We start from the raw sequence: 11587 nt of genomic DNA, 5'->3' as shown, positions 1-11587 counted from the left end.
TGCTTTCTTTTTCATTCGTGCAGGTCGTTTAGACTTTATTCGTTAATTGCGATCCAGGTATAACTTTCTGGTTTCATGACAACTGGAAGTGTAATATTATAATCCCTGTCCAGGGTGTATTTCCTGGATGTCTCATTTTGAACGCGTAAAGTAGCTGAGTTCTTCAAACCGGTATAATACATTGGAATTTTTATCTCTCTGCGAATTTCTTCTTTCAGCGGATTGTACAATAAGATCATCCCTTTGGTTTTCAGCTTCGGATTCACGTGCATTAGTCCATCCCAATCTCTGCCGTCTGCTCTTCTCAAATGAATAATATCAGAGTTCAAAATCTCGCGGTTACCTTTATACCAATCAATCACTTTGATCACCGTTTGTTTGGTTTCTTCGGTATCATATAACCTTGGACCACGGTAACAGGCCTGAATTCCGGCACCATAATACTGCATCATCAATTGTTCGTAATCCTTGAGGTGATCTTTTAAAGGTTCTAATACAGCTTCCGGTCCACCACCCTGGTATTTTGTTAAGGGAACAAATCCCCATACCATGGAAGGAATCTCATCCCAGGTACCATCAAAAATATTCTGGCGATTCAGGATCATTTGTTGTTCACGCGATAGCGAGAAATTCACCTCTCTATAACCGATCCCGATTTTATTAACGCCATCCATGAAATACCAATCGGGTGCATTTACATAAATCCCTTGCTCATTACACCAATGGTACAGGCTTTTTTGCAATTCCATCTGTTTCCACTGAGAATCCTCCAGGCCTTCATGACCAGGGTGCGTGGTAGAGGCGCAAACATCTCCCGGATAAGGACCATCATTTTCGAAGATATCGAAGCCGGTTTTAGTCATGAAAGTTTTCAAACTTTTCAGGTATCCCAGTCCCCAGTTGCTACCAAAGCAAGGTGCATTTCCAAAAAAAGCACCACCTGGTTTACCGGTTTTAGGGTCGATCACATCATCGGCATCACTAATTTTCCGGGAACTGAACAAGGAATAACTTCCTATAAATATTCCTTTACTATGGGCATAATCGCTCAGTGTTTTCCATTTATTGATATTAGTAGCAGTGGTATCTTCCATATTGCAATGGCTCCCGAAGCTCAGAATAAGGGCTTCATAACCTGTTGCCGCACATTGATCAATTGCAGTACGCACCTGCGCATCATTTTTACTCACCAGGTGCATAAAAATCGGGTTTGCGGTAGTCCATGGCATGGTGGTACGGTACATTTTCCGGATCGCAAGTCCCCTTCTTTCCCTGTCATAGCTGTCCATCAATAACTCGTTGGTACGGATAGATTGAAAAGTGTCTCCGTCCTTTAACTGAACTCCGATATTTCTGGTCGGGTGGACTTCTAATAAACAAGGGGTTTGATAATCATAATTCACTTGTGAGGTATACGACTTATCGACTTTCCAGTGGGTACTCTGGTCGCTGATCGGGTAACGCATCGCATTGTTAAAAGCGAAATTACTTTCCAGGTAAATCCCTTGTGGAACTTTCATCCCACGGGCAGTTTTATTGTCCGGCGAAGCGGCTCCAACAACAGCACTCTCCTCCTCTACCACAGCCAGCACCTCATTTACGACCTGGTCCAGCTGCACTGTTTTACCGGAAGTATTTTTAACAGTTAACCATTTACTGATTAAAGGCAGACCATCATAAATGGCATAATTTACCTGTACCTGAATATTTTTCAATGCCGGTAAATCTGATTTGTAGGAAAAGGATAGTACTTTTCCGGCGGCCTGTTGTTTATTCCCGGCCCACATTTTTGTTTTCCAGTTCAGGAAAGGTTTAAGTTCCGTAATCTGATGGGAAACGTAATGGAAACTACTGTCGCCAGGCTTAAAATCATCAATCCAGGAAGGCAGTAGGTAAGCGTTTTCTTTTTGGCCATACAAACCTCCTACATTATAATTGCGGCCGTCAATTACTAAACGTGCTTCTGGTTTTACGGCTCTAAGCAACTGCTGCCCGGTGATCTGGTTGAGGAAATCTACGCAGGCTACATCAGGACTGATTCTGAATGTTCTTTTTAGGAGCCCATTGTCGAGCACCAACTCCTTTTTCTCCGGAACAGCATATATTTTTGCCGGGTAGGCGGAGTTATTCAGCAGCCAATCTTTTTTCGCAAGGCTGTTAATTGCGGTTGTCCAGACTTTAGGCCCTTGCCCAACAGTTTGCGCTTTTACAGCAATGACATTAAATAGGATTAACGAGCAGGCTGAAATTTTTAAAGCAGAAAAAATCGTTCTCTTCATTTGGTTTATTTTGGTTTATTTTGTGTTTCATATAATATCCTTTATGGCCGGTTTTTCCTAAAGGTGTCTGGCTTATCCTGAAAATCGTCTGCAATTCCTAAAAACCTTATATTCAACTGCTGGACTGCCCGAAGCTGCAGGAAACCTGACAAAAGCCTGATCAGGGGCTGCTAAGGCACAAAGCCCTTCAAAAGCGGAGCAAGTACCGGACAAGGCCGGAGCAAGGCCCCGCCAACCCAAGAGACAAATAATAACCTATAAGCGGAACACCCCTCTTTTCAAAAGGATATTGCGTTTATTAAAAGGTCTTCAATTTTTCAATAATGCTCCTTTAAAATCACTTAGCAGTTGATGACGGACGCAGGTACAGCCCTACTTCAGCAATTGCGGGTTGCAATCTCGAAGAAAGAATTCGTAATCTGACTTCCTCAGCGGTAACCGCAGGGAAACGCAGCAGACGTTTGTAACCTATCGTTGTTCCATCAATGATTTTTTTCCAGGTATCTCCTTCTTTATATTCTAATACAAACGATTCTACCCTTTGCCCTATTGCCAGATTTTCCTGCAACAGCAACACATCAAATTTCTGAGGTTTATCCATTTTAAACTCCATCACATATGGCTCAGTTTTACTCGTCATTTTCCAGTAAGAACTGTCTTTGCCATCAAATAAAGCGGCCGTTTTCGTAGCGTTACTTCCGTTCAATTTGGCAAATTTCAATACATTATTGGCAAAGGTTTCATCGAGTTGTTTTTTGAAACCTTTTAATGCATTTACATCACTTTCATTGATCAGTCCTTCTATATCTGGTGGAATATTCAACAGCAACACGCCGTTACGGCCAACAGAGCTGTAATAGATGTCCATTAATTTTTCAGGAGTTTTCACTTTATTATTTTCTGCCGGATGATGAAACCATCCCGGACGGATAGACACATCGATTTCCGCAGGGTACCAGACCAGGCTTTTCGCTTTGGCAATCGCCTTTCTGCTGCCAAGGTCGTTAGCCATCATATCTCGTGGTGCAAAACCATCTGCTTTCTGGGAGTTTGCAGCAATGGCTTCCGGAATCATTTGATCTCCCGGAACCACACTCCATTCTGTTTCCCTGCCATAACCTGTTTCTGTTCCTACCCACCTTACATCCGGTCCGGAAACGGCAATCGTTGCTTTTGGTTGTAATTTACGGATCAGGTTATACCACCTGTTATATTCATAGACTTGTTTTTTTCCGGTTGGGCCTTCGCCATTGGCACCATCAAACCATACTTCATCGATCTGACCATACTGCGTAAGGAGTTCAGTAAGCTGGTTGATGAAATAATCGTTGTATTCCATGCTTCCGAAATACGGGGAGTTACGATCCCATGGGGAGAGGTAAATTCCGAAACCGATTCCAAACTCTTTACAGGCGGCAGCCATTTCTTTAACGATATCACCCTGACCATCTTTCCATGGGCTATTTTTTACAGAATGTTCCGTGTATTTACTTGGCCATAAGCAGAAACCATCATGGTGTTTCGCTGTTAAGATTACCTGTTTGAAACCGGCATCTTTACATACTTTCACCCATTGACGGGTATCCAGTTTTTCAGGATTAAAAATCTTAGGATCTTCGGTACCATCTCCCCACTCTTTATTGGTGAAAGTATTGATCCCAAAATGAATAAAAGCGGTGAGCTCCAATTGTTGCCATCTCAGTTGTCTCGGAGAAGGCGTTACATTCGCTGCTTTTCTAATGATATCAGCTTCCGTATCGTTTGGACTGACCTTCACATAATTCTTATCAGTAAAAATTTGTGCGACTGATTCTTGTGGTAAACCAGCAAGGATTCCACAGGCAACAAGGCCGATCAGGCTGCTCATTGCTTTGCCCCTTAAAACTTTTGTTTTCATTATATGCGTTTATAATTTGGTTCAGCCGTATAAAAGATGGTGGCCAATTCAAAGAACGCAGGAATTTGAAATATAAAGTTTGTGTTAATTGCCAAAACGTTAAGCTTTTTTGGCATTAGGGTCTTTAGGAGCGTTTTGGAAGCTCAGAACCAAATACTTTGTCCCACATATCGGAAGTTACGCCATAACCTTTTGTAGAATCATCGTAATGGTGCAACATATGGTGTTGCTTTAACTTTTTCCAGAAAGGGTTGCTGAATTTAGCATGATGTAACATATAATGTGTCATGTCATAAAACAGGTAGCCCATGATAAATCCGGCAAAGAAACCATCAAGCATATTTACAGGAAATATCGCACGGAATAAAAAGTAAAAAGCGGCAGCTAAGGGGATACTGGCAGATGGTGGCATCACCAACCTTTGGGCATCATTAGGATAATCATGGTGTACGCCATGGAAGATAAAATGAATCCTTCTGCCCCATTCGGATTTCGGATAAAAATGAAACACAAAACGGTGCAGCACATACTCAGTTAAAGTCCAGATGAAAAGTCCGAATAAGATATGACCAATTGCAGTAAGGGCATTGTTCAGCACTACCGCTTGCCAGCAGAAATATAAGATTACAGGGACGTACACGATTAGTGGCACGAAATAAGGGATTTTCGATAAACCTTCTAAAAGCGGACTCTTAAACATCCGTATTGATTCTGGAGAATTGGATATAAAATTCTTTTTCATCGTATCGTACTGTCTTTTTTTGCAAGCGACAAACTTAGGGAGGAATCTTTAAAATAGGAATCCGCCTCAAGAGTTATGAAACTTTCATGACATTAAATAACCGTTAATGCGCTGCTTATGTTTTTCCTTTTCTAAAGTAATCAAAAAAAGTATTTCTTACGATATGGTAAGAGCCAGGGAAATCCCAGTCCGTAAATTTGTTGTGTAATTAATAATTGAGCTATGAAAAATGAAATTTTAGGTATCCACCACATTACTGCAATCGCAGGCAATGCAAAGAAAAATTATGATTTTTATACCAGGGTATTGGGGTTAAGGTTGGTTAAAAAAACCGTTAATTTTGATGATCCGAATACCTATCACTTTTATTATGGTGATGAACATGGCAATCCCGGCAGCATTTTAACTTTCTTCCCATGGGAAGGAATTGGCGCTGGCCGCAGAGGTACCAGACAGGTAACGGAAATTGGTTATAGCGTTCCAGCCGGCAGTCTTGATTTCTGGCAAAAGAGACTAGAGGAGAACAATGTGATCTATAATAAACCAGCAGTGAAATTCGGAGAAAGATACCTGACCTTCTTAGATCCAGATGGCTTGAAGTTCGAATTAACGGAAGCACAAACGCCAGACAGCAGGCCGCAATGGGAAACCGCAGCTATAACTAAAGCGCATGCTACACATGGTTTTCATCACATCACCATTACGACCAATAAAATGGAGGCTACGGCAGCAATTTTGACGGGTGTATTAGGTTACCGTTTATTGACAACAGAAGTAAATCGTTCCCGTTTCATCACAGATGCGGTGGCTCATGCAGCAATTGTTGATTTGGTAGAAGCACCAGGTGAAACCATTGGACATCTGGCAGGTGGTTCTGTACACCATGTGGCATTCAGGGTAAAAGACGAGGCGACTTTGATGTATTTCAGAGATCAGATTGTGAAACTGGGCTTGAATATCACGGAGAAAATCGACCGTAATTATTTCTATTCGCTGTATTTCCGCGAACCGGGAGGGGTACTTTTTGAACTGGCCACCGATAATCCGGGATTCACTATCGATGAGCCTTTGGAAGAATTAGGTAGTCATTTGAAACTACCTGCTCAATATGAAAGCAACCGTACCATCATTGAAGGTATTTTACCAAAACTAGATTAAAATGTATATCCATAAAAAAAACATCATTACTGCCGGATTACCTGTTGGGTCGGCAGATAAAGCGATCATCTTTTTACATGGCCGCGGGGCATCAGCATCAGATATCATTTCCTTAAATCAACATTTACAGGTGAATGATGCAGCGTTATTTGCTCCTCAGGCAACAAATCACAGCTGGTATCCCTATAGTTTTATGGCCCCGGTTTCAGAAAACGAGCCGGCACTATCCAGTGCGTTAGCGGTTATTAAAGAGTTGACAGAAGAGATTGAGGCACAAGGAATTCCTCAAAACAAAATCTACTTTGTGGGGTTTTCACAAGGTGCATGTCTGACTTTAGAGTTCATCAGTAGAAATGCAGCGAGGTATGGAGGTGCGGTTGCATTTACAGGTGGATTACCTGGTGAACAATTAGACCATTATCAGGGGGATTTTAAGCAGATGCCGGTATTTATCAGTACTGGTAATCCGGATCCGCATGTTCCGGTATCCAGAGTAAATGAAAGTAAAAAAATACTGGAAGAAATGAATGCTCAGGTGACCGTTAACATTTATCCAGGCAGAGCACACACAATTAGTAAAGCAGAAATTGAACTGGCCAGAACTTTGGTTTTTCAATTGACTTAAACATAGCACTATGGCAAAGAGCGTATTACATAAAGCCGACACCCGCAGCATTGCAGATCATGGCTGGTTAAAGAGTTTTCAGACCTTCAGTTTTGGAGGGAATTACAATCCGGAACGCATTCAGTTTGGCGCCTTAAGGGTATTAAATGATGATGCTATAGATGGAGGAACAGGATTTGGTGAGCATCCTCACGACAATATGGAGATCATTTCCATTGTATTGGAAGGTGGTTTAAAGCACGAGGATAGCATGCACAATGTGGCGGTTATCGAACCCGGAGAAGTCCAGGTGATGAGTGCCGGAACCGGAATCTACCATCAGGAATACAATAAGGAAGATCAGGTTCCTGCGAAATTCTTACAGATCTGGCTTTTTCCAAATCAACGGAATGTAACGCCAAGGTATCAGCAGGAACGTTATGACACCACTTTGATGCCGAATCAGTTTATTCAGATCTTATCCCCCGATAAAGATGATGCCGGCGTATGGATTTATCAGGATGCCTGGTTTCACATCGGAAAATTTGAGGCAGGATTGCAAATTGATCATCCTTTGAAAAATGCAGCGGACGGAATTTATGTTTTTGTGATCAAAGGATCTATCCGCGTGAACGGTCAGGATTTAGAGGAACGTGATGGTTTCGGGTTATGGGAAATCGATTCCCTGGACATAACGACCTTAACGGAAGCTGAAGTATTGTTGATGGAAGTACCTATGAACTACTAAATCCATGAAAAAGAAAGAAATATTGGTCATGTGTTGTCATCCGGGTATCCTGGCAACACTGACTCGTTTGATAGAGAAAAGCGGAGAATTTACAGTTACTGCAACCGCTACTGCGGAGGAAACTGTAAACCGCTTTAGCGCCGGAAGTTTTGACCTCGTTTTATTGGGTGCAGGACTGGCTCCGGAAGCTGAAAAGGAACTTGAGGGCGATCTGAAGAAAATCAAGCCTGAAACCCCTGTGGTCTACCACTTTGGAGGCGGAAGCGGCTTACTTTTTACAGAGATTCAGCAGGGCCTGAATCAAGGGTAATGTTTTTTTATTGTTTTATATTGATGTTTAGCATCTTTAAATGGTCGATTTTTTGTTATTTTGAGTGTTATTAATACACCCGGGTTATTTTTACATCAATTACACATGCCTGCAGCAGAGAAAAACAGTCAAATTTTATCCATTGATATCGGTGGAACCAGCATTAAGGCATGTATTTTAGATCTTAAAGGGGAACTCCTTTCTGAATATACAAAAGTTCCTACCCCAAAAAACGCTACCCCTGAGGTGGTGATCAAATGTATCAAAGAGCTGTCTTCGAAGCTGGACCAGTCTTTTGTTAAAATTTCTATTGGTTTCCCTGGTTATGTGAAGTGTGGTGTGGTATTGACTGCGCCTAATCTGGCAAAGAACAAATGGAAAAACGTAGATCTTGCTCAACAGATCAGCAATACCTTTGGCAAACCTGTGCGTATGGTAAATGATGCCGATCAACAAGCTTTAGGCATAGCAGCCGGAAAAGGTTTTGAGATTGTATTTACAGTGGGCACCGGTTTCGGTACTGCCCTGTTATACGATGGCGACCTCCTTCCTCACCTGGAACTGGCACACTTCCCAATCAGCAAAAACAAGGATTACGATGATTATATCGGCGATAAGGCCTTTAATAAAGTCGGCAGGAAGGATTGGAATGAGCGTTTGCAGCGCATTATAGAAATTTATAAAACCGTATTTAATTACGACACCCTATATATCGGTGGTGGCAATTCAAAAGAGATTACTTTTACTTTAGACCCTAACATCAAACTGGTTTCCAATAAAGACGGAATCAAGGGTGGTGCTAAGTTATGGGACCTGGAAGAGAAATTTCATGTATTTACTACTCACCCTAAAATCAACAACAAATAATGAACAAGTACACTTTAGGAATGATTGGCCTGGGCACGATGGGCCGCAATTTATTGCTTAACATGGCCGACAATGGCTATTCTGTAACCGGTTATGACAAGAGTCCTGACATGTTAAAGAAGCTGGAAGAGGACGGAAAAGCACATCAATTGAAAGGTTTTGCCGTGCTGGAAGACTTTATCCAAAGTCTGGAATTGCCAAGAAGAATTGTTCTTTTGGTACCAGCAGGTGCAATTGTAGACAGTGTAATTCAAGAGCTTGTTCCATTATTGGATAAAGGTGATATGATCATTGATAGTGGAAATTCTCATTTCACAGACACAAGCAGAAGAGCAGAAGAACTTGCAGCGCAGGGTCTACATTTCTTCGGCATGGGTATTTCTGGTGGTGAAGAAGGTGCAAGATTTGGTCCAAGTATGATGCCTGGTGGTGATAAAGCAGCTTACAATGCGGTTAAACCGATTCTTGAGGCGGTTTCTGCGAAAGTAAACGGTGATCCTTGTGTGGCTTATATCGGCCCTGGTGCTTCCGGTCATTTCGTGAAAATGGTGCATAACGGTATTGAGTACAGTGTTATGCAAATCCTTGCCGAGACTTATGACTTGTTAAAAAACAGCCTTGGTTATAACAATGAGCAGATTTATGCTACTTTTGACAAATGGAATAACGGCAGATTGAAGTCGTTTTTACTGGAAGTGACGAAAGACATTTTCAAAGTTAAAGATGTGAAATCTGGTGGTTACCTGATTGATGTGATCAAAGATCAGGCGAAATCTAAAGGTACCGGTAAATGGACTTCTCAGGTTTCTATGGACTTACAATTGCCGATTCCGACAATTAATGAGTCAGTAAGTGCCAGAGATTTATCTAAGTTCAAGTCTTTACGTGTTGCCCTGGGCGCGGCTTTGCCTCATCCTTCGCAAAAAGTAGAGAACACGGAAGAGTTTGAAGCGCATTTAGAGCAAGCACTTTATTTTGCAATGATCACTTCTTATGCACAAGGTTTACACTTATTAGCGCAAGCTTCTATAGAATTTAAATATGAACTGAACCTGCAAGAGATCTCACAGATCTGGCGTGGTGGATGTATCATCAGAGCGGTATTGTTAGAAGATATTTATCAGGCCTATAAAAAACAACCTGAACTTCCTCATTTATACTCCGATGAAAGTATCCAGAAACAGTTAAAAGATATTTTACCGGGAACCAGGAATGTGGTGGTTACGGCAATCAACCATGGTATTGCAGTACCTTGTTTCGCCTCTGCCCTTACCTATTATGACTCGTTAAGAACAGCAAATTCGCCGTTGAATTTAACACAGGCGCAAAGAGACTTTTTTGGCGCGCATACTTTTGAACGTACAGACAGCGAAGGTATTTTCCATGCCAACTGGAACGAGAATAACTTATAAATAACCCAGTGAACTAATACAACAATTTCACAAATGAAAACAAGCATCAACGTCAATCCAACCATAATCGTCATTTTTGGTGGTACCGGTGATTTAAATTTGCGCAAACTTGCGCCTGCACTTTACAATCTATATTCTGATGGTTTTATGCCCTCAAAATTTGAGATTATTGGTACAGCCCGAAAGAAGCTTACGGATGATGACTTCAGAAAAACACTAATGGGCGGTGTAAACAGCTTTTCTAGATCCGGTAAGGTGAAGGAAGAAAAGTGGAGCAAATTTGCAGAACATATTTCTTATAGTCCTGTAGATGTGGAAGCTCCGGAAACTTTCGGTGTTTTAAAAGCTAATATCCAGAATTTTCAAGAGAAATTTGGCCCTACTACGCAGGTTCTTTATTACCTGGCTGTAGCCCCTAACCTTTTCCCATTAATCGCTAAATGCCTTTCTGATTTTGAACTGGCAGGTGATGAGGACAATTGCAGAATCGTAATTGAAAAACCTTTTGGAAGAGATTTAGAAACTGCAAGAGAACTGAATGCCATTCTTACCGGCATCTTTACCGAAAAACAGATTTATCGTATAGATCATTACCTTGGTAAGGAAACGGTTCAAAATATCATGGCTTTCCGCTTCGCGAACTCGTTTTTAGAGCCGCTATGGAACCGTACTTATATTGACCATGTACAGATTTCTGTAACAGAGCAATTGGGTGTTGGTGAAAGAGGTGGTTACTATGAGAGTGCTGGTGCGTTAAGAGACATGATCCAGAATCACCTTTTACAGTTGCTTTGCCTGATCGGTATGGAGACGCCAATTAACTTTGACGCCGACGAGATCAGAAATAAAAAAGTAGATGTGTTGAAAGCAATGCGTCCTTTTAGTCCGGAAGACATCAGGTTTAGTACGGTCCGCGGACAGTATACTAAAGGTTGGGTTGAAGGAAAAGAAGTGCCGGGTTACCGACATGAAACTGGTGTTGCTGCAGATTCTAATACCGAAACTTTTGCCGCAATTAAGTTCTTTGTGGACAACTGGAGATGGCAGGGAATTCCTTTCTATGTGCGTACAGGAAAGCGTTTATACCAGACTTCTTCGCTGATTACCATTCAGTTTAAGGATGTGCCTCATCAGGTATTCCCTTCAGCAGTTACGGAACATTGGCAGCAGAACAGGTTGATCATTAGCATCCAGCCGGAAATGAGTATCCGCTTACAGGTACAGGCAAAAAGACCAGGTTTAGACATGGTTTTAAACCCTGTAGACATGGTGTTCGACTATAAAGGTACTTATTCTTCTCAAGCACCGGAAGCTTATGAAACCTTGTTATTAGATGTAATGACTGGTGATCAAACGCAGTTTATGCGTGCAGATCAGGTGGAAAGCGCATGGGAATTGTTAATGCCAATCGTGAATGCATGGGAGACTAAAAAATCATTGAGCTTCCCTAATTACGCGGCAGATTCATGGGGTCCTGAAGATGCAGAAGCACTGATTGCCAGAGATGGCTTCCACTGGTTCACACTACCTTTGAAAGACGAATAAAAAATATAAAATAAACATTGTTCAA

Annotated in this window: 10 protein-coding genes; 7 read left to right on the top strand and 3 right to left on the bottom strand. The window is 41.7% G+C overall.

Annotated features, from left to right (window positions below; genetic code table 11):
• Positions 1–35: 35 nt before the first annotated feature.
• The 3 genes from OQX61_RS22675 to OQX61_RS22665 form a co-directional block, all read right to left on the bottom strand.
• Entirely contained in the window at positions 36–2279 is a 2244-nt protein-coding gene (locus OQX61_RS22675; RefSeq protein ID WP_265844114.1) for an alpha-galactosidase, read from the bottom strand.
• A gap of 337 nt (positions 2280–2616) precedes the next feature.
• On the bottom strand, positions 2617–4176 hold the full coding sequence (locus OQX61_RS22670) for an alpha-L-fucosidase (protein WP_265844113.1): 1560 nt from the start codon (positions 4174–4176) through the stop codon (positions 2617–2619).
• Positions 4177–4300: 124 nt separating this feature from the next.
• Complete coding sequence (locus OQX61_RS22665) at positions 4301–4918, bottom strand: sterol desaturase family protein (RefSeq protein WP_265844111.1); 618 nt, start codon at positions 4916–4918, stop codon at positions 4301–4303.
• A gap of 222 nt (positions 4919–5140) precedes the next feature.
• On the opposite strand from OQX61_RS22665, the gene OQX61_RS22660 reads away from it, so the two are divergent.
• The 7 genes from OQX61_RS22660 to zwf all read left to right on the top strand — a co-directional run bounded on the left by OQX61_RS22660 (position 5141) and on the right by zwf (position 11562).
• Positions 5141–6076 carry a ring-cleaving dioxygenase gene (locus OQX61_RS22660; RefSeq protein ID WP_265844110.1) on the top strand — a complete coding sequence of 312 codons (936 nt, stop codon included), beginning with the start codon at positions 5141–5143 and terminating at the stop codon, positions 6074–6076.
• A gap of 1 nt (position 6077) precedes the next feature.
• Complete coding sequence (locus OQX61_RS22655; RefSeq protein WP_265844109.1) at positions 6078–6701, top strand: dienelactone hydrolase family protein; 624 nt, start codon at positions 6078–6080, stop codon at positions 6699–6701.
• A gap of 10 nt (positions 6702–6711) precedes the next feature.
• On the top strand, positions 6712–7428 hold the full coding sequence (locus tag OQX61_RS22650) for a pirin family protein (RefSeq protein ID WP_265844108.1): 717 nt from the start codon (positions 6712–6714) through the stop codon (positions 7426–7428).
• Positions 7429–7432: 4 nt separating this feature from the next.
• The gene (locus OQX61_RS22645; protein WP_265844107.1) at positions 7433–7738 is read left to right on the top strand and encodes a hypothetical protein; all 306 of its coding nucleotides are present in this window, start codon (positions 7433–7435) and stop codon (positions 7736–7738) included.
• A gap of 105 nt (positions 7739–7843) precedes the next feature.
• Positions 7844–8605, top strand: coding sequence for an ROK family protein (locus OQX61_RS22640; protein ID WP_265844106.1), 762 nt, complete (start codon positions 7844–7846; stop codon positions 8603–8605).
• Positions 8605–10017 carry an NADP-dependent phosphogluconate dehydrogenase gene (gene gndA, locus OQX61_RS22635; RefSeq protein ID WP_265844105.1) on the top strand — a complete coding sequence of 471 codons (1413 nt, stop codon included), beginning with the start codon at positions 8605–8607 and terminating at the stop codon, positions 10015–10017. Before OQX61_RS22640 ends, gndA begins: the two co-directional genes overlap by 1 nt.
• A gap of 33 nt (positions 10018–10050) precedes the next feature.
• On the top strand, positions 10051–11562 hold the full coding sequence (gene zwf / locus OQX61_RS22630) for a glucose-6-phosphate dehydrogenase (protein ID WP_265844104.1): 1512 nt from the start codon (positions 10051–10053) through the stop codon (positions 11560–11562).
• Positions 11563–11587 lie beyond the last annotated feature (25 nt).

Source organism: Pedobacter sp. PLR (genome assembly GCF_026239675.1).
Lineage (GTDB): Bacteria > Bacteroidota > Bacteroidia > Sphingobacteriales > Sphingobacteriaceae > Pedobacter.
This window is presented reverse-complemented; position numbering and strand designations above follow the sequence as displayed.

Bases quoted from the DNA above. Each gene is read 5' to 3' on its own strand.
- OQX61_RS22655 (WP_265844109.1), top strand. From the start codon at position 6,078: ATGTATATCCATAAAAAAAACATCATTACTGCCGGATTACCTGTTGGG.
- OQX61_RS22675 (WP_265844114.1), bottom strand. From the start codon at position 2,279: ATGAAGAGAACGATTTTTTCTGCTTTAAAAATTTCAGCCTGCTCGTTA.
- OQX61_RS22660 (WP_265844110.1), top strand. From the start codon at position 5,141: ATGAAAAATGAAATTTTAGGTATCCACCACATTACTGCAATCGCAGGC.
- OQX61_RS22665 (WP_265844111.1), bottom strand. From the start codon at position 4,918: ATGAAAAAGAATTTTATATCCAATTCTCCAGAATCAATACGGATGTTT.
- gndA (WP_265844105.1), top strand. From the start codon at position 8,605: ATGAACAAGTACACTTTAGGAATGATTGGCCTGGGCACGATGGGCCGC.
- OQX61_RS22670 (WP_265844113.1), bottom strand. From the start codon at position 4,176: ATGAAAACAAAAGTTTTAAGGGGCAAAGCAATGAGCAGCCTGATCGGC.
- OQX61_RS22640 (WP_265844106.1), top strand. From the start codon at position 7,844: ATGCCTGCAGCAGAGAAAAACAGTCAAATTTTATCCATTGATATCGGT.
- OQX61_RS22645 (WP_265844107.1), top strand. From the start codon at position 7,433: ATGAAAAAGAAAGAAATATTGGTCATGTGTTGTCATCCGGGTATCCTG.
- OQX61_RS22650 (WP_265844108.1), top strand. From the start codon at position 6,712: ATGGCAAAGAGCGTATTACATAAAGCCGACACCCGCAGCATTGCAGAT.
- zwf (WP_265844104.1), top strand. From the start codon at position 10,051: ATGAAAACAAGCATCAACGTCAATCCAACCATAATCGTCATTTTTGGT.